This is a genomic window from Burkholderia pseudomultivorans (assembly GCF_001718415.1).
GTDB lineage: Bacteria > Pseudomonadota > Gammaproteobacteria > Burkholderiales > Burkholderiaceae > Burkholderia > Burkholderia pseudomultivorans_A.
Genome location: NZ_CP013378.1, coordinates 1,450,472 through 1,474,382 on the forward strand (window position 1 = coordinate 1,450,472; position 23,911 = coordinate 1,474,382).

21 protein-coding genes are annotated in these 23,911 nt (G+C 67.1%); 15 read left to right on the top strand and 6 right to left on the bottom strand.

Annotated elements, in window-relative coordinates; genetic code table 11:
- Window positions 1-36 precede the first annotated feature (36 nt).
- From WS57_RS19005 to WS57_RS19025, 5 genes are all read right to left on the bottom strand, one after another.
- The gene (locus WS57_RS19005; protein ID WP_069244724.1) at window positions 37-3,363 is read right to left on the bottom strand and encodes an efflux RND transporter permease subunit; all 3,327 of its coding nucleotides are present in this window, start codon (window positions 3,361-3,363) and stop codon (window positions 37-39) included.
- The gene (locus WS57_RS19010; RefSeq protein ID WP_069244725.1) at window positions 3,360-6,506 is read right to left on the bottom strand and encodes an efflux RND transporter permease subunit; all 3,147 of its coding nucleotides are present in this window, start codon (window positions 6,504-6,506) and stop codon (window positions 3,360-3,362) included. The genes WS57_RS19005 and WS57_RS19010 overlap by 4 nt, the downstream gene beginning before the upstream one ends.
- Before the next feature lie 21 nt (window positions 6,507-6,527).
- Window positions 6,528-7,763 carry an efflux RND transporter periplasmic adaptor subunit gene (locus WS57_RS19015; protein ID WP_069244726.1) on the bottom strand — a complete coding sequence of 412 codons (1,236 nt, stop codon included), beginning with the start codon at window positions 7,761-7,763 and terminating at the stop codon, window positions 6,528-6,530.
- Window positions 7,764-8,065: 302 nt separating this feature from the next.
- Window positions 8,066-8,326 (bottom strand): hypothetical protein, encoded by a 261-nt coding sequence (locus tag WS57_RS19020; protein ID WP_059600720.1) that lies wholly within the window; start codon window positions 8,324-8,326, stop codon window positions 8,066-8,068.
- 378 nt (window positions 8,327-8,704) lie between these two features.
- On the bottom strand, window positions 8,705-9,670 hold the full coding sequence (locus WS57_RS19025) for a GlxA family transcriptional regulator (RefSeq protein WP_069244727.1): 966 nt from the start codon (window positions 9,668-9,670) through the stop codon (window positions 8,705-8,707).
- Between the two features lie 214 nt (window positions 9,671-9,884).
- Here WS57_RS19025 and WS57_RS19030 point away from each other — a divergent pair, with 214 nt between their 5' ends.
- The 4 genes from WS57_RS19030 (at window position 9,885) to WS57_RS19045 (ending at window position 12,389) form a co-directional block, all read left to right on the top strand.
- Entirely contained in the window at window positions 9,885-10,526 is a 642-nt protein-coding gene (locus tag WS57_RS19030) for an HD domain-containing protein (protein ID WP_059517560.1), read from the top strand.
- 121 nt (window positions 10,527-10,647) lie between these two features.
- Window positions 10,648-10,956 (top strand): hypothetical protein, encoded by a 309-nt coding sequence (locus WS57_RS38385; protein ID WP_155741229.1) that lies wholly within the window; start codon window positions 10,648-10,650, stop codon window positions 10,954-10,956.
- A gap of 504 nt (window positions 10,957-11,460) precedes the next feature.
- On the top strand, window positions 11,461-11,916 hold the full coding sequence (gene parS, locus WS57_RS19040; RefSeq protein WP_006480981.1) for an antitoxin Xre/MbcA/ParS toxin-binding domain-containing protein: 456 nt from the start codon (window positions 11,461-11,463) through the stop codon (window positions 11,914-11,916).
- Window positions 11,913-12,389 (top strand): RES family NAD+ phosphorylase, encoded by a 477-nt coding sequence (locus tag WS57_RS19045; protein ID WP_009693149.1) that lies wholly within the window; start codon window positions 11,913-11,915, stop codon window positions 12,387-12,389. Before parS ends, WS57_RS19045 begins: the two co-directional genes overlap by 4 nt.
- A gap of 39 nt (window positions 12,390-12,428) precedes the next feature.
- Here the strand turns inward: WS57_RS19045 and WS57_RS19050 are convergent, their stop codons facing one another.
- A complete protein-coding gene (locus tag WS57_RS19050) occupies window positions 12,429-13,361 on the bottom strand; it encodes a tyrosine-type recombinase/integrase (protein WP_059517558.1) in 933 nt (310 codons plus the stop codon).
- A gap of 345 nt (window positions 13,362-13,706) precedes the next feature.
- Between WS57_RS19050 and WS57_RS19055 the strand changes: the two genes are divergently transcribed.
- The 11 genes from WS57_RS19055 (at window position 13,707) to WS57_RS19105 (ending at window position 23,869) form a co-directional block, all read left to right on the top strand.
- Window positions 13,707-14,960 carry an MFS transporter gene (locus WS57_RS19055; protein ID WP_059517556.1) on the top strand — a complete coding sequence of 418 codons (1,254 nt, stop codon included), beginning with the start codon at window positions 13,707-13,709 and terminating at the stop codon, window positions 14,958-14,960.
- A 125-nt stretch (window positions 14,961-15,085) separates the two neighbouring features.
- Window positions 15,086-16,015 carry a LysR family transcriptional regulator gene (locus tag WS57_RS19060; protein ID WP_009687808.1) on the top strand — a complete coding sequence of 310 codons (930 nt, stop codon included), beginning with the start codon at window positions 15,086-15,088 and terminating at the stop codon, window positions 16,013-16,015.
- 115 nt (window positions 16,016-16,130) lie between these two features.
- Window positions 16,131-16,625 carry a hypothetical protein gene (locus tag WS57_RS19065; RefSeq protein ID WP_009687807.1) on the top strand — a complete coding sequence of 165 codons (495 nt, stop codon included), beginning with the start codon at window positions 16,131-16,133 and terminating at the stop codon, window positions 16,623-16,625.
- A gap of 40 nt (window positions 16,626-16,665) precedes the next feature.
- Entirely contained in the window at window positions 16,666-17,685 is a 1,020-nt protein-coding gene (locus WS57_RS19070; protein ID WP_038455439.1) for a hydroxyquinol 1,2-dioxygenase, read from the top strand.
- Window positions 17,686-17,723: 38 nt separating this feature from the next.
- Window positions 17,724-19,190, top strand: coding sequence for an aldehyde dehydrogenase family protein (locus tag WS57_RS19075; protein WP_059517554.1), 1,467 nt, complete (start codon window positions 17,724-17,726; stop codon window positions 19,188-19,190).
- Between the two features lie 7 nt (window positions 19,191-19,197).
- Entirely contained in the window at window positions 19,198-20,265 is a 1,068-nt protein-coding gene (locus WS57_RS19080) for a maleylacetate reductase (RefSeq protein ID WP_059517552.1), read from the top strand.
- Window positions 20,266-20,294: 29 nt separating this feature from the next.
- A complete protein-coding gene (locus WS57_RS19085) occupies window positions 20,295-21,167 on the top strand; it encodes an intradiol ring-cleavage dioxygenase (RefSeq protein WP_009693957.1) in 873 nt (290 codons plus the stop codon).
- Window positions 21,168-21,170: 3 nt separating this feature from the next.
- On the top strand, window positions 21,171-21,482 hold the full coding sequence (locus tag WS57_RS19090) for a YciI family protein (RefSeq protein ID WP_009693958.1): 312 nt from the start codon (window positions 21,171-21,173) through the stop codon (window positions 21,480-21,482).
- A 3-nt stretch (window positions 21,483-21,485) separates the two neighbouring features.
- Window positions 21,486-21,824: a Rieske (2Fe-2S) protein gene (locus WS57_RS19095; protein ID WP_009693959.1), complete on the top strand. Its 339-nt coding sequence runs from the start codon at window positions 21,486-21,488 to the stop codon at window positions 21,822-21,824.
- A gap of 160 nt (window positions 21,825-21,984) precedes the next feature.
- Window positions 21,985-23,073, top strand: a complete 1,089-nt coding sequence (locus WS57_RS19100; protein ID WP_059600706.1) for a porin — start codon at window positions 21,985-21,987, stop codon at window positions 23,071-23,073.
- A gap of 253 nt (window positions 23,074-23,326) precedes the next feature.
- Window positions 23,327-23,869: a hypothetical protein gene (locus tag WS57_RS19105; RefSeq protein WP_009693962.1), complete on the top strand. Its 543-nt coding sequence runs from the start codon at window positions 23,327-23,329 to the stop codon at window positions 23,867-23,869.
- The last annotated feature ends 42 nt before the right edge of the window (window positions 23,870-23,911 follow it).

Consider the following 23,911-nt stretch of genomic DNA (forward strand, 5'->3'; position numbering starts at 1 on the left):
CGCGAATTCGGAAACGGCGGGCAGAAGCTTCATCGGTCAAGGCCTTGTGTCGGGCTGCCGTTTCCACGGCAGGCGAGCCGACCCGCGCGCGATGCGTGCGCGCAGCCGGTCGAGATACAGGTAGATCACGGGCGTCGTATACAGCGTGAATATCTGGCTGATCAGCAGCCCGCCCATCACGGTCGCGCCGAGCGGCTGGCGCAGCGACGCGCCCTGGCCGATCGCGAGTGCGAGCGGCAGCGCGCCGAGCACGGCGGCGGCCGTCGTCATCATGATCGGCCGCAGCCGGCGCACGGCCGCCTCGTGGATCGCGCGGCGCGCATCCGCGCCTTCGTCGCGCTGCAGCTGGATCGCGACGTCGACCATCATGATCCCGTTCTTCTTGACGATCCCGATCAGCAGGATGAAGCCGATCATCGAGATCACCGAGAACGGCACGCCGAACACCAGCAGCGCGAGCGTCGCGCCGATGCCGGCGGACGGCAGCGTCGACAGGATCGTCAGCGGGTGTACCGCGTTCTCGTACAGCACGCCGAGCACGAGATAGACGACCACCAGCGCCGCCAGGATCAGCAGCGGCACGGTGTTCATCGAATTCGCGAACGCCTGCGCGGCGCCAGCGAATGCGCCGTGGATCGAGGCCGGCATGCCGATGTCCCGCTCCGCGCGCGCGATCGCGTCGGCCGCGCCGCTGAGCGAGCCGTTTGCCGGCAGGTTGAACGAAATCGTCGCGGCGACGAGGCCGCTCTGGTGGTTCACCTGAGTCGCGGTATGGCTGTTCGCGAAGGTCGTGAACGCGGGCAGCGGCACCATGGTTTCGGCCGCCGTGCTGTCCGCGCTGCCGGTCGAGCTGCCGCCCTTGCTGTTCGAGATGCTGTTGGTCGTCGCGTTGGCCTCCGCATTCGCGTTCTGCGTGTTGCCGGTCGTGCCGGTGGACGCGGCGGCGACGCCGACGGTTGCGCCCGTCGCGAGCTGTTGCGTTGCCGCGGGCACGATCGACGACGCGTATTGCGTCTGCGCGGTGCCGGTCGCATTGCCGGCCGCGGTGCTCGCGAAGATCCGGTCGAGCGACTGCGGATACTGCCAGTACTGCGGCGCGAGCTCCATCACGACGAAGTACTGGTTGAGCGGGTTGTAGATCGTCGATACGGTGCGCTGCCCGAACGCGTCGTACAGCACGTTGTCGATCTGGTTCGGCTGGAGGCCGTAGCGCATTGCGGTCGCGCGGTCGATCGTCACCATCGTCTGCAGGCCGTTCTGCTGCAGATCCGAGTTCACGTCGGTGAGCTGGCCGCGATACCTGCCGAGCGCGTCGACGAGCCGCGGCGTCCACTTGTACAGCGCCTGCGGATCGTCGCTCGTCAGCGTGTACTGGTATTCGGCCGCCGACTGCCGACCGCCGATGCGCAGGTCCTGCTGCGCCTGCAGGAACAGCCGCGCGCCCGACACGGCGGCGAGCTTCGGCCGCAGCCGGTTGACGACCTGGGTCGCGGACACGTGGCGCTGTGCGAGCGGCTTCAGCGCGACGAACACGTTCGCGGTGTTCAGTGCGCGGCCGCCCGTGAAGCCCGCCACCGATGCAACGGCCGGATCCTTCTGCACGATCGACTGCAGCTGGGCGAGCTTGCGCTGCATCGCGTCGAACGAGGTGCTCTGGTCGGCGATGATCTGGCCCATCAGTGTGCCGTTGTCCTGCTCCGGAAAGAACGTGCCGGGCAGCAGCCGGAACAGCAGCACGTTGCCGACGACGAGCGCGATCAGCACGATGCCGACCAGCAGCGAATGGTCGAGCACCGCGTCGAGCGAGCGCGAATAGGCGTCGTGCAGCCGGTCGAGCAGCGCGACGATCCAGCGCGTGCCGCGCGGCGGCGGCGCGTCCGGCCGGCGTCGCGTGAGCACATACGCGCACATCGTCGGCGTGACGGTGAGCGATACGATCATCGACAGCAGGATCGCGATCGACAGCGTGACGGCGAACTCGTGAAACAGCAGCCCGACGATGCCCGGCATCAGCAGGATCGGCAGGAACACCGCGATCAGCGACAGGCTCATCGACACGACCGTGAACGCGACCTCCGAACTGCCGCGCAGCGCGGCGATCTTCGGCGCATAGCCGGCCTCGATGTAGCGCATGATGTTCTCGAGCACGACGACCGCGTCGTCGACGACGAAGCCGGTGCCGATCGTCAGCGCCATCAGCGACAGGTTGTCGATGCTGTAGCCGAGCAGGAACATCGGCCCGAACGTGCCGACGATCGACAGCGGCAGCGCGACGGCCGGGATCAGTGCCGCACGCGGCGACAGCAGGAACACGAATACGACGCCGATCACGAGCAGCACCGCGAGGAACAGCGTGCGCGTGGTGTCGGATACCGACGCGTTGATCGACTGCGAGTGGTCGACCGCGATGCCGATATGGACCGAGCTCGGCAGCGCGGCCTGGATCGTCGGCAGGCGCGCGCGGATCTGCTGCACGGTCTGCACGACGTTGCTGCCCGGTTCGGGAAATACGATCACCAGCACCGCCGACTTGCCGTTGTAGAGCCCGGCGTTGCGGATGTTCTCGTTCGAGTCGCGCACGTCGGCGATGTCGCGGAGCTGGACTGCCGCGCCGTTGCGGTACGCGACCACCAGGTCGCGATACGGCGCGGCCTTGCCGATCTGGTCGTTCGACAGGATCTCGTAGCGCCGGCCGTTCTGGTCGAGATGGCCTTTCGGGCTGTCGGCGTTCGCGGCGGCGAGCGATGCGCGCACATCCTCGAGGCCGATCCCGTAACTGTTGACCTTGCCGGGATTCAGCTCGACGCGCACCGAGGGCAGTGCGCCGCCGCCCAGCGTGATTTGCCCGACGCCCTTGATCTGCGACAGCTGCTGCTGGATTACCGAGTCGGCGGAATCGTAGAGCTGCGCCTTGGTCAGCGTGTCGGACGTCAGCGCGAGCACCATCACGGGCGCATCGGCCGGGTTGTACTGCCGGTAGGTCGGATTGGCGCGCAGCGTCGTCGGCAGGTCGGCGCGTGCGGCCTGGATCGCGGCCTCGACGTCGCGCGCGGCGCCGTTGATGTCGCGGTCGAGCCCGAACTCGATCACGATCATCGACGAGCCGACCGTGCTGATCGACGTCAGCTCCTCGACGTCGGCGATCGTGCCGAGCCGCCGCTCGAGCGGCTCGGCCACCGTCGACGCCATGATGTCCGGGCTCGCGCCGGCCATCGTCGCCTGCACGACGATCACCGGATATGCGACGTTCGGCAGCGGCGCGACCGGCATCCGGAAGTAGGCGAGCGCGCCGGACAGCAGGATCGCGATGGCGAGCAGCGTGGTCGCGACGGGACGGCGGACGAACAGCGCGGACGGGTTCATGCGCCGCTCCCGCCGTCCGGCGCATCGGGCACGGCGCCGTCGCCGTCGCCGTCGTCACGCGCGCGGCGGCGGCGCCGGATCCGCTCGCCGATCCGGTCGAACATCAGGTAGATCACGGGTGTCGTGAACAGCGTGAGGATCTGGCTGAGCGTGAGCCCGCCGATGATCGCGAGGCCGAGCGGGCGGCGCAGTTCCGAGCCCGTGCCGGTGCCGACCAGCATCGGCAACGCCCCGAGCATTGCCGCGAAGGTGGTCATCAGGATCGGCCGGAAGCGCAGCAGCGACGCCTCGAAAATCGCTTCGGCAGCCGGCTTGCCATGCACGCGTTCGGCCTCGAGCGCGAAGTCGACGATCATGATCGCGTTCTTCTTCACGATGCCGATCAGCAGCACGATGCCGATGATGCCGATCACGTCGAGATCCGCGCCCGCGATCATCAGCGCGAGCAGCGCGCCGATCCCGGCGGAAGGCAGCGTCGACAGGATCGTCACCGGATGGATGAAGCTCTCGTACAGCACGCCGAGCACGATGTAGACGGCGACGAGCGCGGCGATCAGCAGGTAAACCTCGCTCGACAGCGAATCCTCGAACGCGGCCGCCGCGCCCTGGAACGACGACTGGATCGACGGCGGCAGTGCGGCCTGCTGCTCGGCGCGGCGCACGTCGTCGACGGCCGTGCTGAGCGAGGCGCCGTGCGCGAGGTTGAACGAGATCGTGACGGCCGGAAATTGCGCGAGATGACTGATCGCGAGCGGCGTCTTCGTGATGCGGATCGTCGCGATCTGGCTGAGCGGCACCTGGCCGGTGCTGCCGGTCTGGCTCGGCAGGTACAGGTTGCCGAGCGACGCGACGTTCGGCATCGTCTCGGGCTTCGCGACGAGGATCACGCGATACTGGTTCGACTGCTCGAAGATCGTCGAGACGATGCGCTGGCCGAGCGCGTCGTACAGCGCGTTGTCGATCGTCGCCGGCGTGATGCCGAAGCGCGCGGCCGCCTGCCGGTTCACGTCGACCATCACGCCGAGGCCTTCGACGTCGAGGTCGCTCTGCACGTCGGTGATCGACGGAATCTGCGCGAGCTTCGCGACGAGCCCCGGCACGACCTGCTGCAGCGCCTGCCGGGTCGGCCCGCGCAGCACGAGGCGATACTGGTTCGGCGAGAGCGTGGTGTCGAGCGTCAGGTCCTGCACGGGCTGCAGGTAGAGCCGCACGCCCGGCACGCCGGCCGTTTCCTGCTGAAGCCGCCGCGCGATGGTCGCGGCGCTTGCCGAACGTTCGTCGTGGGCGCGCAGGTTGATCAGGAAGCGGCCGTTGTTGAGCGTGGCGTTTACGCCGTCGATGCCGACGTAGGAGGTGAGCGACGCGACGTCCGGGTCCTTCAGCAGCGCATCGGCGAGCCGAGCCTGGCGATCGACCATCGCCTCGTACGACACCGACGTATCGGCGACGCTGATTCCCTGGATTACGCCGACGTCCTGCACCGGAAACAGCCCCTTCGGGATGACGACGTACAGCAGGACCGTCAGCGCGAGCGTCGCGAGTGCGACGACGAGCGTCAGCGTCTGGTGCCGCAGCACCCAGCGCAGCCCGCGTTCGTAAGCGTGCAGCGTGCGCTCGAAGAGCCGTTCGCTGGCGCGCCCGAAGCGGCTCGGCTTCGACTCCGACTGCGCGCGCAGGATCCGCGCGCACAGCATCGGCACGACGGTCAGCGACACGACGGCCGAGATCACGATCGTCACTGCGAGCGTGACCGCGAACTCGCTGAACAGGCGGCCGATCACGCCGCCCATGAACAGCAGCGGGATCAGCACCGCGATCAGCGACACCGTCAGCGACAGGATCGTGAAGCCGATCTGGCCCGCGCCCTTGAGCGCCGCGTCGAGCGGACGCATGCCTTCCTCGAGGTAGCGCACGATGTTCTCGATCATCACGATCGAATCGTCGACGACGAAGCCGGTTGCGATGATCAGCGCCATCAGCGACAGGTTGTCGATCGAGTAGTGGAGCTCATACATCATCGCGACCGTGCCGATCAGCGACACAGGCACCGCGATGCTCGGAATCATCGTCGCCGGCAGGTTGCGCAGGAACACGAAGATCACCATCACGACCAGGGCGACTGCGAGCACGAGTTCGGTCGCGGCATCCGACACCGATGCGCGGATCGTCGCCGTGCTGTCGCTGACGATCTGCACCTTCATGCCGGCCGGCAGCGTCGCTTCGAGCGCCGGCAGCTGCTTCTTGATCTGGTCGACGGTCTCGATCACGTTCGCGCCCGGCTGACGCTGCACGTTCAGCACGATCGCGCCGGTGCGGTTCAGCCATGCGCCGCGCTCGACGTCCTGCGGCGCCTGCGTCACGCGCGCGACGTCGCGCAGGAATACCGGCGCGCCGTTCTGGTAGGCGATCACCGTGTCGAGGTAGTCCTTCGGGTCGCTGATCTGGTCGTTCGAATTGATCGTGTAGTCGAGGTCGGGACCGTCGAAGTTGCCCTTCGGCTGGCTGACGTTCACGTTCGCAAGCAGCGTGCGCAGGTCGTCGATGTTCAGGCCGTAGCCGGCAAGCTTGTGCGGATCGGCTTCGACGCGCACCGCCGGCACGTGGCCGCCGGCCGTCGTGACGAGGCCGACGCCCGGCACTTCCGAGATCTTCGTGCCGAGCCGGTTGTTCGCCGCGTCCTGCAATTGCGTGAGCGACATCGACTTCGACGTGACCGCGAGCGTCAGGATCGGCTGGTCGGCCGGATTCACCTTCGCATACGTGGGCGGCGCGGGCAGGCCGCTCGGCAGATAGCTGTTCGCCGCGTTGATCGCTTGCTGGACGTTCTGCTCGGCGACGTCGAGGCTCACGGACAGGTCGAACTGCAGCGTGATGACCGACGCGCCTTCCGAACTGTACGAGATCATCTGCTGCAGGCCGGGGATCTCGCCGAGCTGCACCTCGAGCGGTGCGGTGACGGTGGTCGCCATCACGTCGGGGCTTGCGCCCGGATAGAAGGTCTGCACCTGGATCGTCGGATAGTCGACGTCGGGCAGCGACGAGACGGGCAGGAAGCGGATCGAGACCGCGCCGACCAGCACGATTGCGATCGTCAGCAGCAGCGTTGCGACCGGCCGCAGGATGAAGAGGCGCGAAATGTTCATCGTGTCGTGTGTCGCGCGTCGTCAGGCTGCGTTCGAGGCGGCGATCGCGGCGGCCGCTCGATGTCGACCGCGCCGCGAGTCGGCCGTCGCGGCCAGGCTCGACGCGCCCGGCGTCCCTGATGCCGCCACGCGGATCGGTGCCCCGTCGCTAAGCCGGTCGACGCCGTCGGTCACGACCTGCTGCCCGATCGCCAGTCCGGACGTGATCGCGGTATAGCGGCCGTTGCCGGGTCCGAGCGTGACCTTGTGCACCGACACGGTATGGTTCGGATTGACGAGGTACACGTAGTTGCCCGGTGCGCCGCTCTGCACCGCAGCAGTCGGCACGAGCACCGCGTCGTGCAGCGTGTCGACGTCGAGCCGCACGTTGACGAATTCGTTCGGGAACAGCGCCTCGTCGTCGTTCGCGAACGTCGCGCGCAGCGTGACAGTGCCCGTCGAGGTCGCCATCTGGTTGCCGATCGCGTACAGCGTGCCGGACGCGATCGGCTTGTCGTCGTCGCTCGAATAGGCGGTCACCGGCAGCTTCGCGCCGGCGCCGAAGCGTCGCAGCACTTGCGACAGCGCGTTCTGCGGCACCGTGAACTGCACGGTGGTCGGCTTCGTCTGCGTGATCACGACGATGCCCGTCGTGCTCGACGACGTCACGTAGTTGCCGGGATCGACGAGCCGCAAGCCGACACGTCCCGACACCGGCGCGGTGATCCGGCAGTACTGGAGATCGAGGTCGTACTGTGCGATGTTCGCTCGGTCCGCCTGTACCGCCGCGGCGTCCTGCTGCACGGTGAACTGCTGGTCCTGGTAGGTCTGTGCGGCAATCGACTTGTGTTCGGCGAGGTCCGCGTAGCGCGCGAGATCGGCGCGCGCCTGCGCGAGGCTCGCCTCGTCCTTCGCGAGCTGGGCCTGCGCCTGCTGCTTGCTGATCAGGTACTGGCGCGGATCGATCTGCGCGAGGAACTGGCCTTTCGTGACTTCCTCGCCTTCGTGATAGCCGACCTCGGTCAGGTAGCCGCTCAATTGCGGCAGGACCGTCACCGTCGCGACGGGCGTGACCGTACCGAGTTCGTTCAGCACGACCGGCATGTCGCCCGCGGATGCGGTCGCGATGCTGACGACCTGGGCGGGGATCGTGCGCACCGGCTTCGTCTGGCGCAGCAGGTGAAAGACGATCAAGGCGATCGGCACGATCAGCAGGCCGGCGGCGATCCACCAGCGGGAGCTGCGCCGTGCCGGAGGCGACGCGTTCGGCGCGTTCATGTCCGTCTCCCGGATCGAAGCAGCGCGGCGCGGCTGGATTGCATGGAGGACTCCTGATGAACTCGGTTGGGGCCGACGGCTTGTGTCGTCGGCAGGATGGAAAAGCCGCCCGTGCGCCTTGCGGTACGGATGCCCGTATCGCAAGGCGCACGTCGGATCGGGTGGGGTTGCGGCAAACCGGAACAGGGCCGCCGGTGTCGGGCGCGGCTTGCGTTCTTGCGCGGAATATCGGCCGGCGTCCGTCGGATGAAGGGGATGCGACGCGGATCGTCAGGTCGCGCGTCGCCCCGTGGCGAGAGCGCTTACCAGCGGCGGTGCGCGGCCCATTCCTGCCGCCCCCACCAGCGGCGGCCGTCCCAGTACCGGCCGCCATGCCAGCCGATCGCGATCCCGACCGTGGGCACCATCACGGGCGCGGCGACGACCGGCGGCGCATAGACGACGGGCGGTGGTGCGGCGTACACGGGCGCAGGGGCAACATAGACAGGAGCGGGCGCGGCAATGCCGAAACCGATCGAAACGCCGGCCATCGCCGGCTGCACGGACAGGCATGCGACCAGCATGCCGGAACCGATCACGGCCCATTGTTTCGCATTCATCTTTCCACCTCGTTGCGTCTGGAACGTCTTCAATCTAATGGATGGCCGGATGAATGGGAATTACAAGGGGGTAACGCTCGATTTCGAAAAATAGCGAGCGCGGCGCGCGCGTCGCGCGGCCGCGAAACGCGTGGAGTCGGCGCGTCGAATGGACCGGCGGCCGGTTGCCGCTCGGGCGCTTCCAAGCAGTTGATTGAAAACGGCATTCGCGTTGCCGGTCGCAAGCGGCGCGCCATGTGCGCGAACGCATCGGACGGCGGTGACAGGTGGCTGTTAGCTCGCTGTCGGTAATATGCGGAGATCAAAAAACCGGCCGGCGTCGTGTCGAACCGATGCGCTACGTCAGTCCGCGACCACCGCCTGCCGCTTTCGGTACTCGGCAGGCGTGATGCCGACATGCCGCGCGAACGAGCGCCGCAGTGTATCGACGTTCGCGAAGCCGCATTTCGCGGCGACCTGCTTGGGCGTGTCGCGTCCGTTCTCGAGCAACTGGCGGGCCGCCGTGATGCGGGTCGCCTCGACCCATGCCGCTGGCGTCATGCCGACTTCCGCGCGAAACAGCCGCGCGAAGTGACGCGGACTCATGCCGGCATGCGCGGCCATCTCCGCGACCGAATGCGTCAGTTCCGGATTGGCCGCGATCCAGCGCTGGACTTCCTGCAGCACCGAGCGTCCGGCCGGGCGCGCTTCGCCCTTGCGACTGAACTGCAGCTGCCCGCCGGGCCGCTTGAAGAACATCACCAGCTGCGCGGCGACGCTTCGCGCGATGTCGCGGCCGAGATCTTCCTCGACGAGGGCCAGCGCGAGATCGAGGCCCGCGGTCACGCCCGCACCGGTCCGCAGCTTGCCGTCGCGCACGTACAGCGCATCCGCGTCGACGGCGAGCGACGGATACGCGTCGGCCAGCGCATCGGCGGCGGCCCAGTGCGTGGTCAGGTGACGCCCCTTCAGCAGGCCGGTCGCCGCGAGGATGAATGCGCCGGTGCAGATCGACCCGTAGCGCCTGCTTTGCACGGCCGCCGAGCGCAGCCACGCGAGCGTGTCGGTGCGCAGCGCGAGCCGGTTGGCATGCGGCGCGCCGGCGACCAGCAGTGTGTCGATGCGTTCGGGAATGTCGGGCGCGACCCAGTCGGGCAGCAGTTGCGCGCCGGACGAGCTGCGGATCGGCCCCGAATCGCTCGCGATGACGCGCAGCGTATAGAACGCCTTGCCGCATTCGACGTTGGCTTGTGCGAATACGTCGAGCGGAGCGGAGACATCGAGCAGCTGGACGCCCGGGACGGCGAAAATTCCAACGACCTTCGGCATGAGCGGTGATGTATTGCGTCGAACGTGACGCGTAGCAGTATAGACGCGCCGGCACCGTGCGGAATGGGCAAGAAGCGGCTTTGGTCGCGGGTTTCGGGTGATTCCGGCGCGGTGTCCGCCAGTCAAGTGAAATGGCAGGATTTGACGTATTACGTCTGTTGAGGACGGCTGGCGGCGTCCGGAGAATCGGGGTTGTCTTCAATGGAGGTCGATCATGACTGTGAACGTATCCGGCATCACCATTCCCGATAGCCAGCTGGCGCGCGAGATCACCGAACTCGTTCGCGATACCGAGTCCGAATTGCTGTTCAACCATTCGAGCCGCGTTTACTACTTCGGTGCGCTGGCGGGCCGGCGCCGCGGGCTCGAGTACGATCCCGAGCTGCTTTATTGCGGATGCATGTTCCACGACATGGGGCTGACGCACACGCACAGCAGCGCGTGCGAACGCTTCGAGGTGGACGGCGCGAACACCGCCCGCGATTTCCTGAAGAGCAGGGGGATTTCGCAGCAGGACATCGATGTGGTGTGGACGTCGATCGCGCTGCACACGACGCCGGGGATTCCGCAGCACATGCATCCGGTGATCGCGCTCGTGACTGCCGGCGTCGAGATGGACGTGCTGGGACTCACCTATTCCGAATACAGCGACGGCGAGCGCGAGGCCGTGGTCCGCGCGCATCCGCGCACGCCGCGTTTCAAGGAAGACATCATCCAGGCGTTCTACGACGGCATCAGGCACAAGCCGGACACGACGTTCGGCAACGTCAAGGCCGATGTGCTCGCCGACAAGGATCCGCATTTCCATGCCGGCAATTTCTGCAGCGTGATTCGTTCGTCGAAGTGGGCTGGCTGATCGTCGTCGGGGACGCGCGGCCGGACTTTCCGTATCGTCAGGATAACTATCATGTTTGTTCAATCGGACGATAGAAAGTTGACACACGCGAAACGGCGCGCCGGTCGGCGACAACGTCAACATCCGGACGTCCGGGCCGCGCGGGCTCGTGCTGCTGCATGACACATGGTTGATCGGGAAACTCGCGCATTTCGATATGGAGCGGGCATCGCGGCGGCGCTGGCGCGGCTTGCGGGCGAGCGGGGATAGTGGAAGCGGCGCCGGCCGGATATATCAACGGTTTCCGCAGGAACGGGGCGCCGTGCCGACAGGCGTGTACGGCTTTCTTCCGGTCCGGGTGCTGGACGTCGGCGGGTGGACGGTCAAGGTAGTCGTTTATGGGAGCGCTCGAGCGGGCGGGTGGCGCGCACATGTTTCCGCCGTCGTTTAGTCCGAACGTTTATCGCCCGCATCGTGACGGCGTCGGGTATCTCAACCGATACGAACTCCTTCCCTGACCTTCATGCTCCGCGACACGCCCGACAATCGGTGTGTCGGCATGTATTCGACGTTTTTTCGACGATATGCGCGAAGGATGCGGTCGGAGGGTGGGCGAAGGGTCGAACCGGATATTCATGAACGACGACGAAAAGTCCGCGATATGGGCGCGAATCCGGCGCGAGCAGACGGAGATGCGGTTCCGGCGAGACGAGCGGTGAAGCCTGGCGGGTGTTCGGAAGACCGGGCGGCGCGGACTATTTCCGCTAATAAAGTTGTTACGTGACAACCATAAGACAGAGACTTTATATACTGAATTCCCATAACCCACCACCGAGGCGAATCTCCGATTCGCGCACTTCCCCCGCAACCAGCCCGAAGGCCATCCACCATCCCGGTATCCGCAAACGCACGGCAAAACGCCTATAATGATTGGGCAAATTGCCGGAGACAGGTCATGAGCACCATCGCTTTTCATCCTTCGGGCGTCGCGCATCCGCGTCAGGCCGAATTCACGATTCTCGAGCAGCTGCTGGCGATCCGTGTCCGTTCGGGCGCCGATCTGGCCGAGCTGGCGAGCGCGCGCGTCGACGTGTCGGTGATCGACCGGCTGTCCGAGCGCGGCCTGAAGTCCGACGAACTGGCCTTCATCATCCCGCGGCGCACGCTGAGCCATCGTCGCCAGGCGCACGAGCGGCTGTCTCCGGAGGAGTCGGACAAGGCGATCCGTCTCGCGCGCATCGTCGCGCAGGCGACGGCCACCTTCGGCGACCAGGACAAGGCGATGGCGTGGCTGCGCAACGGGCTGCAGCGCTTCGGCGGCCGCACCTCGCTCGACATGGCGAGCACCGAGCACGGCGCGCGGCTCGTCGAAGAGGCCCTCACGCAGATCGACGAAGGGTATTTCGCTTGACCACGCTGTGGCGAATCAGCAATTACGCCGATCTGAAAGGCATCGGCGGATTGCGCGCGGGCGGGCGCTGGCATTTCGCCGGGCAGCCCGTCGTCTATCTCGCCGAGCATCCCGCGCTCGCGCTGCTCGAGACGCTCGTCCACTTCGAAATCGCCACCGTCGCGCAATTGCCGAGCGGATACCAGTTGCTGCGCGTCGACGCGCCCGATTCGGTCGATGTCGCCGAGATCGTGGAAGCCGACGCGCCGGCCGACTGGCGCACCAACGTCGACTGGACCCGCAGCGCCGGCACCGAATGGCTGCACACGCAGCCGAGCGCGTTGCTGCGCGTGCCGAGCGTGGTGGTCCCGCACGCGCACAACTTCCTGTTGAATCCGCTGCATCCGGCGGCCGCCGACGTACGCATCGCGGAGGTCATGCAGTCGCCCTACGACACCCGGATTCTGCGTCTGGTCCAGTCGAAGCCGGAATGACCCGTGTCGCGTTGCCGCTCGCACGCCCCTGCGCGGGCGTCAGCGCTCGCGCGCGGCGCGCGCCGCGGCCGCATCGGGCGGCAGCGTCTGCCGGATGCGCGTCACCGTCCGCGCGCTGACGAGGCCGAGCATTGCGCTGACGTCGGCATGCGCATGGCCGGCGAGCAACTGGCGGCGCGCGAACGTGTTTCTCAGCACGCGCGGGCTCATGTCCGCAGTGTGGAAGCCGATCGCGGTCAGCGCGTCGCGCACGACCAGCAGCAGAAACATGTCGTTCATCGCACCGCCGCCGCGCGGCGCGGGAAACAGGCGCGCCGAGTCGCGCGTATCGGGGCTGGCCGCGCGCCATGCGGCCAGCGGCGCCCGCGCGAACGACGCGAGTGCGATGCGGCGCGCAGGTCGCGCACGATCGCGCGGCACCGACAGCGACCGTCCGTCGGGCGCGAGCGCGTCGTTCGTGATCGCCCGGATTTCTGCCGACGTGATGCCGCTCGCAAGCAGCAGCGCGACGATCGCACGATTCCGGCAGGCGGCCGGCGTGTCGTGCGGCTGCGGCTGCACATGGCGCTGCAGCGCGGCGTCGGCATCGGGCGGCAGATAGCAGGGCTCCGGTTCACCGTCCGGCCACGCGAGTGCGCGCGTCGCACGGTTGGCCGGATGTGTAGTGCGCACGCCGGTTTCGACCAGATGACGGCACAGCCGGTCGATCAGCTTGGCATAGCGCACGCGCGTCGACGTGCCCGGTGCGCAGCTGCGTTCGAGTTCGGCGAGGAACGTCGCGACGTGGTCGGGCCCGAACGTGGCGAGGGTCGCGCGATGCGTAAGCAGATGGCGCAGGAACCGCTCGAACATCGCCACGTGCTGCACGATCGATCGCGGCGCGAACGGCTGTCGGCCGGCGCCGGTGGCGGTCGTTTCCTGCCACGCGCGAAAGGCGCCGACGGGATCGTGAATCCAGCGTTGCGTGTCCATGCTCGCCTTTATATCCGCAATGCGACGGCATCGGCAATCCGGTGCAGACCGCGCGACCGCCGCGCTTCGTCGCCAGTGTCTACGAGGGATTCCCCTAAACCCGCGTGATTCGCGCGGACTTGTCGCACAGCCAGCCGCGTTCGGAGCGTCCCGTCAGCGCTTTGCGCCGGGCTCCACAGATTATTTGCGTTTCGCGAATGACGCGTTCGCCGGTTCTCCGATACCGCCGTCATACCGGTTGCCCCTATCGTTGCGGCGTCGATCGGCGCATTCGAAGCGCGACGGAAACCACGGTCGACCATTCTTCGCGACGGCGGTCGCGCACAAAAAGCATCGGAGACGGAAATGAAATCGAACGAGTGGGATACCTCCTACGAATGGAAGGCGGTCACGTTGCTGGCGCTGGGCTTCGGCCTGGTGGGCCTGGACCGATGGCTGATCGCGCCGCTGTTTCCCTCGATCATGAAGGACCTCAACCTGAACGCGCAGGACGTCGGCAACTGCATCGGCGTGCTGGGCCTGTCTTGGGGCATCTTCGCCGCGCTGATGGGCGGCATCTCGGACAAGGTCGGCCGCCGCAAGGTGCTGATCCCCGCGATCATCGCGTTCTCGCTGCTGTCGGGCTTCTCCGGCATGGCGGGCGGCCTGCTCGGCTTGATCGCGATTCGCGGGCTGATGGGCGTCGCCGAAGGCTCGTTCTGCCCGACGAGCTTCGCCGCCACCGCCGACGCCTCGCATCCGCGCAGGCGCGGCCTGAATCTCGGGCTGCAGCAAAGCGGCTTCGCGCTGTTCGGGCTGGCGCTGTCGCCGATCATCGCCACGCAACTGCTGAGTTTCGTCACGTGGCGCTGGGTGTTCGCGCTCGTGGCCATTCCGGGCCTGGTGCTCGGCGCGATCATGTTCTTCGTGATCCGCGAACCGAAGATCGCGAAGCAGGTCGCGTCGGAACATGCGCCGGCGTCGCTCGGGCACGTGCTCAGGAGCCGCAACATCCTCGTCGCGATGGGCGCACTGTGCTGCGCGATGACGGGCGTGTTCGTCCTCGGCGCGTTGCTGCCGCTGTATCTCACCGGTTATCTGGCGCTCGATACGCAGAAGATGGGGCTCGTCGTGTCGGCGATCGGCTTCGGCGGCTTTCTCGGGCAGTTCGGCTTGCCGGGCCTGTCCGACCTCGTCGGCCGCCGCATTGCCAGCATCGTCGGCTTCGCCGGAACCGCGGCGATGCTCTATGTGTTCCGCGGCCTCGGCCCTCAGCCGCTGCTGCTGTTCGCGGTGCTGTTCGTCGCGGCGTTCTTCACGCTCGGCCTGGTCTCGCTGCTGTCGGGGCCGGTGGCGACCGAGGCCGCGCCGGTCGGGCTCGTGTCGACGTCGATCGGCATGGTGGTCGGCGTCGGCGAAATCTTCGGCGGCGGCATTGCGCCGGCGATGGGCGGCTACGTCGCGGCCCATTTCGGGATCCAGAACATCCTGTGGCTCCCGATGTGCGCGGTGGTGCTCGGCATCGTCGTCAGCCTGCTGCTCAAGGAGACTGCGCCCGCCGTCCTGCAGCGCCGCGCGGTTGCGCGCCCGGAGCTGGCAACCGGCGAACAGCCGCACTGAAGCATGGCATGCGGCCGCCGCCCCGGATTGACATCGTTTGGGTGACAGTGTGACGCCGTGGACGTGACGCAGCGACGCACCGCGTCCATATACACTGGCGTTTTCGCTGACGGAAAGGGCGCGGCATGGACCGGTTTCTGAGCATCGAGGCATTCGTGAGGGTCGCGGAGGCGAGCAGCTTCGCCGAGGCGGCCAGGCAGCTCGGCGTCACCAGTTCCGTCGTGACGAACCGGATCCAGCAACTGGAGAAGTTCGTGAATGCGCCGCTGTTTCACCGCAGCACGCGGCACGTGCGGTTGTCGGAAGTCGGCGAGGCCTTCTATCGCGAATGCGCGGAAGTCGTGGGCCGCGTCAACGAGCTGACGGACCAGATGCGCGAGTTGCGCGCCACGCCCACCGGCCGCCTGCGCATCCAGATGCTTCCCGGCTTCGCACTCGGTCATTTCGGCGCGCCGCTCGCTGAATTCAACCGGCGGTATCCGGGCATCCAGCTCGACGTGATCGTCAACGACCGCGTCGTCGACCCGATCGAGGAAGGGTTCGACATCGCGTTCCAGATCTTCCCGCCCATTTCCGAATCGCTGATCGAGCGCCGCCTGTTCACGGTGCGCCGTCTGTTCTGCGCGTCGCCGGCCTATCTCGAACAGCATGGCGCGCCGCAGCATCCGCGCGATTTGCTGCAACACACCACCGCGCTCTATTCGGGCTATCCGTCGCGCAATCGCTGGACGATGACGCACGGCGACGAAGTCGTCGAAATGGAACTGCCGGGCATGATCCGCTCGAACTCCGTCCATCTGCTGCGCGATTACGCGCTGACGGGCGGGGGCGTCGTGTGCCTGCCCACGCTCGTCGCGAGCGACGCGCTGGTGGCCGGCACGCTGGTGCCGATCCTGACCGACTATCACCTGGCGCCGCTGAGCTTCGCCGCCGTTTATCCCGCGACGCAGCGACAGGCATTGAAGGTCAAGGCGCTGGTCGAATTCCTCGCGGAATATCTCGGCGACGAGCCCGCGTGGGACACGCCCTTGCTGGCGCGCGGCTGGGTGCGCTGAGCCGCATGATTGTTCGCGAAACGCAAATGCCGTAGTCGCCGTCCGGCCGGTTGTTGCAGCGGTGCCTTGCCCCTAGAGTGGAATCTGACAAGCGGTTCAACACCAGGAGACAGCAATGACCGACACGGCCTACCACACCGTCTTTGGCTCGCTCGAAAACTACAGGAAGGGCGAGATCGAAATCACCAGCGGCAGCGCACGCCACTACGCGTTCTCGAACGTATTCGACGTCGCGTCGCGCTCGGCGCCGTACGAGAAAGTCGTCGCCGGCAAGAATCTCGAGTACGTGATCGAGGTGCTGCGCACCGAAGGCCAGTCGCCGTGGTTCGCGTGCGCTCATGACGAATTCGCGATCCAGATGGACGGCGAAGTGCAGATCGAATTCATCAAGCTCGACTCTCCGCCGCGCGCCGGCCAGGGAACGGTCAGCGCCGGCGCGCAACCGGCCGGCCGGAAGATGGGGCACGTGATCCTGCGCAACGGTCATCAGGCGCTGCTGCCGGCGGGCTGCGCCTACCGCTTCACCGCGCGCAAGCCGGGCGTCGCGCTCGTGCAGACCATGCTCGGCGAATTGTCCGTCGAGAAGTGGGCCGACATCTGCGTGCACTGACCGCTCGCTGCCGCCAATCGAATATTCCAGGAGACACGTCATGGCTTCCCTCGAGACTCTCGACCCTTCCGCCGGCTTCGCCGCCGACCTGGTGCGATCGACGCAACCCGATGCCGTTACCGGCTATCGCGGTTTCCAGCTCGGCGCATTCGAATTCGTGCGCGACGAATATTTCGTCAAGATCAGCTGGCCGGCGAAAGGCCAGACGCGCACCCACGCGGTGCCGGCCGACGCATTCCTGCGCGCGATGATGCGCGACGTCGCATGGGGCTTCTTCTACGGCTGGGTCAACTTCGACCACGTGTTCGGCACGCGCAATCACTACGGCAAGGTCGACGTCTACGCGGGCACCTTCAACGGCATCCTGAAGGAAGCGGGCGTCGACTACACGGAGACCTTCGACACGCCGGTGATCATGGCGACCTTCAAGGCGATGCTGCACGACTGGACCAACGAGGGCTTTGATCCGTTCGCGGCGCCGGAGGAGACCGGGACCGCGTTCGGGCGCAAGCACGGCGACAACGGCGCCGCGATCGAGCGCACGCGCATCGCGACGCGCCGCATGCCGGGCCTCGAAGGCGACTCGCCGCTGCGCGACGCGTATCCGGTCAACCGTGCGTTCGCCGACGTCGTCCAGGACGAACCGGAAGTGCATGTCGAGCCGGGCTTCGAAGGCGAGCTGCACGCGTTCAACCTGTTCAAGTACCTGTCGCGCTCGGACGTCACCTGGAATCCGTCGGTCACGTCGGTGTGCGGCCGCAGCCTGTTCTGCCCGACGACCGAGGAGTTCATCCTGCCGGTTTTTCATGGCAACGACCGCGTCGAGTGGTTCCTGCAGCTGTCCGACGAAATCGTGTGGGACATCGGCGACAAGAATACCGGCGCGCCGCGCGCGCGGATCACGATGCGCGCCGGCGACATCTGCGCGATGCCGGCCGACATCCGGCACCAGGGCTACTCGACGAAGCGCTCGATGCTGCTGGTCTGGGAAAACGCGACGCCGGACCTGCCGCAACGATACGAGCGCGGCGAACTCACGCCGTATCCGATCGAGTTTTGAGCCGCACACGCGGATCCGCACAACACCGAGGACGATTCATGCAAACCCAACTGTTCATCGACGGCCGCTTCGTCGACGCCGTCGAGCGCGGCACCATCGACGTGCTCAACCCGCACGACGGCTCGCTCATCACCAGGATCGCGGCCGCCACCGCCGCGGATGTCGATCTCGCGGTCGACGCGGCGACCCGCGCGTTCCCGAAGTGGTCGGCGATGCCCGCGGCCGAGCGCGGCCGGCTGCTGCTGCGCCTCGCCGACGCGATCGACGCGCATGCCGAGGAACTGGCGCAGCTCGAATCGCTGGACACCGGCCATCCGATTCGCGATTCGCGCGCGCTCGACGTGCCGCGCACGGCCGGCTGCTTCCGGTATTTCGGCGGCATGGCCGACAAGCTGCAGGGCTCGGTGATTCCCGTCGAGACGGGTTTCCTGAACTACGTGCAGCGTGCGCCGATCGGCGTCGTGGGCCAGATCGTGCCGTGGAATTTCCCGCTGATGTTCACGAGCTGGAAGATGGGCCCCGCGCTTGCCGCGGGCAATACGGTCGTGCTCAAGCCGTCGGAAATCACGCCGCTGTCGACGCTGCGCATCGTCGAGCTGATGGCCGAGGTCGGCTTCCCGGCGGGCGTCATCAACATCGTGCCCGGCTATGGTCATACCGCGGGCCAGCGGCTGGCCGAACACCCGGGCGTCGGCAAGATCGCGTTCACGGGTTCGACCGCGACGGGGCGCCGCATCGTCGAAGCATCGCAGGGCAACCTGAAGCGCGTGCAACTGGAGCTGGGCGGCAAGGGCGCGAACCTCGTGTTCGACGATGCGAACCTCGACGCCGCGATCAACGGCGCCGCGTGGGCGATCTTCCACAACCAGGGGCAGGCGTGCATCGCAGGCTCGCGGCTCGTGCTGCACGAGCGCATCGCCGACGAATTCCTCGAGCGCTTCGTGTCGCTGGCATCGTCGATCCGCGTCGGCAATCCGCTCGACCCGAACACCGAGATGGGCCCGCTGACGTCGAAGCAGCACCTGGACCGCGTGCTGTCCTTCGTCGACGTGGCGCGCGAGCAGGGCGGTCGCGTGCTGGCCGGCGGCAGCGCTCCGCAGGATGCGGCGCTCGCGAACGGCTACTACGTGCGTCCGACGATCATCGAGGCAAAGTCGGCGGCCGACCGCATCGCGCAGGAAGAAGTGTTCGGTCCGTTCGTCACGGTGCTGCGCTTCGGCAGCGACGAAGAGGCGCTGTCCATCGCCAATGCGACCGAATACGGGCTGGGCAGCGGGCTGTGGACGAACGACCTGTCCCGCGCGCATCGGATGGCGTCGCAGATCCATGCGGGCATGTGCTGGATCAACTGCTACAAGCGCGTCAATCCGGGCAGCCCGTTCGGCGGCGTCGGCAAGTCCGGCTACGGCCGCGAGATGGGCTTCGAGGCGATGCACGACTACACGGAAGCACGCTCGGTATGGGTCAACGTCGACGGCCACGTGCCGCCGCACTTCAAGCGCTGAGGATCCGATGGAACGCTTCGTCTATCAGGGCTCGCCGTCCCGCGTGGTGTTCGAATGGGATGCGCTCGCGAAGCTGCCGGACGAGCTGAGCGCGCTCGGCGCGCGCCGCGCGCTGATCCTGTGCACGCCGGAGCAGCGCCCGCTCGCCGAGCGGGTCGGCGCGCTGCTCGGCGAACGGGCGGCGGGCATATGCGCGCAGGCCGTGATGCACGTGCCGGTCGAGGTCGCGCGGGCCGCGCGCGACGCAGCGGCGGCCGCCGACGCCGACTGCTGCGTCGCGATCGGCGGCGGCTCGACGATCGGGCTGGGCAAGGCGATCGCGCTGGAGTCGTCGCTGCCGATCCTCGCGGTGCCGACGACCTATGCCGGCTCCGAGATGACGCCGATCTACGGCCTCACGGAAGGGCGCCTGAAGCGTACCGGACGCGACGCGCGCGTCCTGCCGCGTACGGTGCTTTACGATCCGTCGCTGACGCTGTCGCTGCCGCCCGGCATCTCGGCCGCGTCCGGCATCAATGCGATGGCGCATGCGGTCGAGGCGCTCTATGCAGTGGACGCGAACCCGGTCATCAGCCTGATGGCGGAAGAGTCGATTCGCGCGCTCGGCGACGCGTTGCCGACCGTGGTTCGCGCGCCGGACGACCGCGACGCGCGCAGCCGCGCGCTCTATGGTGCGTGGCTGGCCGGCACCTGCCTCGGCGCGGTGGGGATGGCGCTGCACCACAAGCTTTGCCATACGCTCGGCGGCACGTTCAACCTGCCGCATGCGCAGACGCACGCGGCGATGCTTCCGCATACCGCGCACTACAACCACGCGGCGGCGCCGGCTGCGTTGCGCCGGGTCGCCCGCGCGCTGGGCGGCGACGACGCGGCCGACGCCGGTCCGCTGCTGTTCCGGCTGAACGAACGGCTCGGCATCGCGCCGGCGCTGGCCGACCTCGGCATGCCGCAGGACGGCCTCGACGAGGCCGCCGATCTCGCATGCAGCAATCCGTACGCCAATCCGCGGCCGATCGAGCGCGCGGCGATTCGCGAACTGCTGCAGCGCGCATGGGAAGGGCGGGCGCCGCGATAAGCGGCCGACGACACAAAACGGAGACGAACGTGACGAATGATCCTCGAAGCAGCGACGCGACATTGACCGAGCAGGTGGTCGCCAGTTTTGCGCGCACGGCGGACCCGCGCCTGCGCATGCTGATGCAGAGCCTCGTGCGGCACCTGCATGCGTTCGTTCGCGAGACGGAGCCGACCGAAGCCGAATGGATGGCGGCGATCGACTTCCTCACCGAGACGGGCAAGATGTGCGACGGCCTGGTCCGCCAGGAATTCATCCTGCTGTCCGACACGCTCGGCGTGTCGATGCTGGTCGATGCGATCAATCATCGCGATGCGACGGGCGCGACCGAGACCACCGTGTTCGGGCCGTTCTATATCAAGGGAATGCCCGAGCGCGCGTACGGCGAGAACATGGCCTTCACGCCCGGCACGCCGGCGCTCGTGCACGGCCGCGTGCTGAGCCCCGACGGTGCGCCGGTGTCGGGCGCGGTGCTCGATGTCTGGCAGACGGCCACGAACGGCATGTATTCGGGGCAGGACACCGGGCAGCCGCACGGCAACCTGCGCGGCCGCTACCGGACCGACGCCGAAGGGCGCTACGCGATCGTGACGATCCTGCCGGTCAGCTACCCGATTCCGACCGACGGGCCGGTGGGAAAAATGCTCGACGCGACCGGGCGGCATCCGTGGCGGCCGGCCCACCTGCATTTCATGATCGATGCGCCGGGGCATCGCACGCTGGTGACGCATCTGTTCGACGAAGACGACGAATATCTGCAGTCGGACGCCGTGTTTGGCGTCAAGCCGTCGCTGATGGTTGCGTACCGTGCGCGTCCGGCCGGCGACGAACTGGCGCGCGAATTCAATCTCGGTGGATCCTATCGCGAGGCGAACTACGACTTCGTGCTCGCCCGGAGCTGAACGATGCGCCGCTATTACGCAGTCTTTGCCACCGACAAGCCGGACATGCGCGAGGTGCGCGAGCGCGTCCGCGCAAGTCATCGTAGCTACCTGAGAAGCGCCGCGCAGCACGGCGTGTTCGTGCGGCTCGGCGGCCCCACGCTCGCGCCGCTCTGCAACACGATGAACGGCACGCTGCTGGTCGTCGAGGCCGACGATATCGACGCGGTCATGCAGTTCGTCGGGAACGATCCGTATGTGAAGGAGGGATTGTTCTCGCATGTCGAGGTGCGTCCGTGGGACTGGAGCCTCGGCAATCCCGAGCAGCGGGTGTAGGCGATGAGTACGACACGGCAGCTGTGCCTGGTCGCCGACGTGCCCGACGGCGGCGCGCGGGTGATCGACGAAGCGTGCATCGGGCGTCCCGTCATCGTCGTGCGGCGGCGCGAACAGGTGTGGGCCTATGTCAATCGATGCCCGCACTTTTCGGTGCCGCTCGACTTCGTGCCGGGCAACGTGTCCTGCTATCGGTCCCAGGTGCTGATGTGTGCGCATCACAGCGCACTGTTCCGGTTCGACGACGGCATGTGCATCGACGGCCCGTGCGCGGGCGCCGCGCTGGAGGCAGTGCCGGTGCAGGTGGACGACGATGCCCGGGTCGTCGCGGTCGCGTCGTGAGTTCCAGCCGTTCGTGACGCGAGCGGTATGAACATGCATGCCTTCATGCATGTGCGCGCCTTTAAATAAGGATTTCGAAGTATTGATGCGGTCGGGTTCGAACCCGTTTGCCTCGATATCGCAGTGACGCGCAATTTTCAAAAAAGAAAGTGGAGACGAAATGAAACCAGGGTTTGGAGTACTGGCGCTGCTCGTGGCGTCGCAGGGTGCGTGGGCACAAAGCAGCGTGACGATGTTCGGCCTGATCGACGCCGGCATCTCGTACGTCAGCAACGAAGGAGGCAGCAAAAACGCGAAGTTCGACGACGGCATCTTCACGCCGAACCTTTTCGGCCTTCGCGGCGTCGAGGATCTCGGCGGCGGATATCGTGCGAAGTTCGCGCTCGTCAATCAGTTCTCGATGGCCAACGGCAGCATCGTCGGGACCGGCATTTTCGGCCGCAACGCGTATGTCGGGCTGGAGAGCGACCGCCTGGGCAGCATCACGCTCGGCAATCAGTACGAGTTCATGGTGGATTCGCTGTTTGCGAAGGGTAATGCGATCGCGATGGACCTCAGCGGACTCTACGGTTTCCGCAACGGCCCGTTCCAGCGCCTCGCGCTGCCCGACAATCCGACCGGCGCGTTCGACTGGGACCGCACGGCCGGCAGCAAGCCGGTCGCCAATTCCGTCAAGTACAGCTCGCCGACGATCGCCGGGCTGTCCGGCGGGATCATGTATGCATTCGGCGGCGTCGCGGGGTCGGTCGGCGCGAACAACACCGTCAGCGCTGGGCTGAACTACGAGTCGGGGCCGTTCGGTATCGGCGCGGCGTATACGAACGAGAAGTACGGCGCGGCGGCCGGTACGCCGTCGACCAGCGTGCGCAACTGGGGCGTCGGGATGCATTACACGATCGGCGCGGTGACCGCCAAGGCGCTGCTGACGACCGTGCACAATTCCTTCAACGACGCCGGCGTATGGATGGCCGAGGGTGGCGGCGTATGGGCGATCAGGCCGGACCTGTTCTTCGGCGCGAAGTACATGTACATGAAGGGCAACGAAGCGGTGGGCCGCAACCATGCGCATCAGCTCAGCGCCGCGTTTCAGTACCTGCTGACGAAGCGGACGATGGTCTATGTGTCCGCCGACTACCAGCGTGCGAACAGCGGCGCGAACGCGCAGATCAATGGCGTGCTGGACGCGAACGGCGCGTCGAGTTCGGCGAGCCAGGCGATCGCGCGTATCGGCCTGCATACGCTGTTCTAGTCGCAATCGCGGCTGCCGGCCTCGACCGTTCGCCGGATGCGCCGGTCCCGATCCAATCGGCCCGCGATCCGGCGATTGTCAAACAGTGTGAGTCAATCGTCAGCATTTGCAACCGAAGTAACAGTCCCTGCAAATCGATGGTTTTGCGCGCCAGTCCCGCTACATTGGCACCACCTGCCGCACGTCGCGGTAAGGCATGCGATCCGCCGCACGAACGCGGCGCGCAGCAACAACGTCTTTGGGGAGAATGACCATGAACAAGATTCGCACGATTCTGCTGGGTGCCGCGCTGTCGGCAGTGGCGACTTCGGCTGCTTTCGCACAGACGGCCCAGACGGGTGCCGAAGGCTCGGCCGGCGTCGGTGCACAGGTCCAGACGCCGCTGCTCAGCGGTGGTGTCGGCGTGCAGGGCGGTGCGGGCGCGAATGCGGCGGGTTCGGGCGCAGGTGCCGGCAACGTCGTCGGCGGCGCACTGAACGGCGTCGGCAAGACGGTCGGCGGCGTCGGTTCGGCTGCCGGCAACGCGGTTGGCGGTGCGACGCATGCGGTCGGTTCGGCGGCAGGCTCGGCGAAGGATGCCGCGGCGTCGGCCGTGCATGCGACCAAGTCGCACGTGAAGCATGTCGCCGGCTCGGCGAAGAGCCACGCTGCAGGCGCGATGACGACGGCAGGCGACGTTGTCGGCGGCGCGAAGGCGAAGGCCGGTGAAACGCTGGAAGGCGCGACGAATGCGGCGCAGGGCGGCGCGTCGGTCGGCCTGAAGGGTTCGGTGGCGGCGCAAGGCGGCGCGCAGTAAGCGATCCCCGCGCAACCGGCCACGGCCCGGCCCCGCTTCGAT

Bases quoted from the DNA above. Each gene is read 5' to 3' on its own strand.
- WS57_RS19090 (WP_009693958.1), top strand. From the start codon at position 21,171: ATGCGCCGCTATTACGCAGTCTTTGCCACCGACAAGCCGGACATGCGC.
- WS57_RS19075 (WP_059517554.1), top strand. From the start codon at position 17,724: ATGCAAACCCAACTGTTCATCGACGGCCGCTTCGTCGACGCCGTCGAG.
- parS (WP_006480981.1), top strand. From the start codon at position 11,461: ATGAGCACCATCGCTTTTCATCCTTCGGGCGTCGCGCATCCGCGTCAG.
- WS57_RS19065 (WP_009687807.1), top strand. From the start codon at position 16,131: ATGACCGACACGGCCTACCACACCGTCTTTGGCTCGCTCGAAAACTAC.
- WS57_RS19020 (WP_059600720.1), bottom strand. From the start codon at position 8,326: ATGCTGGTCGCATGCCTGTCCGTGCAGCCGGCGATGGCCGGCGTTTCG.
- WS57_RS19055 (WP_059517556.1), top strand. From the start codon at position 13,707: ATGAAATCGAACGAGTGGGATACCTCCTACGAATGGAAGGCGGTCACG.
- WS57_RS19070 (WP_038455439.1), top strand. From the start codon at position 16,666: ATGGCTTCCCTCGAGACTCTCGACCCTTCCGCCGGCTTCGCCGCCGAC.
- WS57_RS19080 (WP_059517552.1), top strand. From the start codon at position 19,198: ATGGAACGCTTCGTCTATCAGGGCTCGCCGTCCCGCGTGGTGTTCGAA.
- WS57_RS19005 (WP_069244724.1), bottom strand. From the start codon at position 3,363: ATGAACCCGTCCGCGCTGTTCGTCCGCCGTCCCGTCGCGACCACGCTG.
- WS57_RS19010 (WP_069244725.1), bottom strand. From the start codon at position 6,506: ATGAACATTTCGCGCCTCTTCATCCTGCGGCCGGTCGCAACGCTGCTG.
- WS57_RS19015 (WP_069244726.1), bottom strand. From the start codon at position 7,763: ATGAACGCGCCGAACGCGTCGCCTCCGGCACGGCGCAGCTCCCGCTGG.
- WS57_RS19060 (WP_009687808.1), top strand. From the start codon at position 15,086: ATGGACCGGTTTCTGAGCATCGAGGCATTCGTGAGGGTCGCGGAGGCG.
- WS57_RS19105 (WP_009693962.1), top strand. From the start codon at position 23,327: ATGAACAAGATTCGCACGATTCTGCTGGGTGCCGCGCTGTCGGCAGTG.
- WS57_RS19100 (WP_059600706.1), top strand. From the start codon at position 21,985: ATGAAACCAGGGTTTGGAGTACTGGCGCTGCTCGTGGCGTCGCAGGGT.
- WS57_RS19030 (WP_059517560.1), top strand. From the start codon at position 9,885: ATGACTGTGAACGTATCCGGCATCACCATTCCCGATAGCCAGCTGGCG.
- WS57_RS19050 (WP_059517558.1), bottom strand. From the start codon at position 13,361: ATGGACACGCAACGCTGGATTCACGATCCCGTCGGCGCCTTTCGCGCG.
- WS57_RS19025 (WP_069244727.1), bottom strand. From the start codon at position 9,670: ATGCCGAAGGTCGTTGGAATTTTCGCCGTCCCGGGCGTCCAGCTGCTC.
- WS57_RS19095 (WP_009693959.1), top strand. From the start codon at position 21,486: ATGAGTACGACACGGCAGCTGTGCCTGGTCGCCGACGTGCCCGACGGC.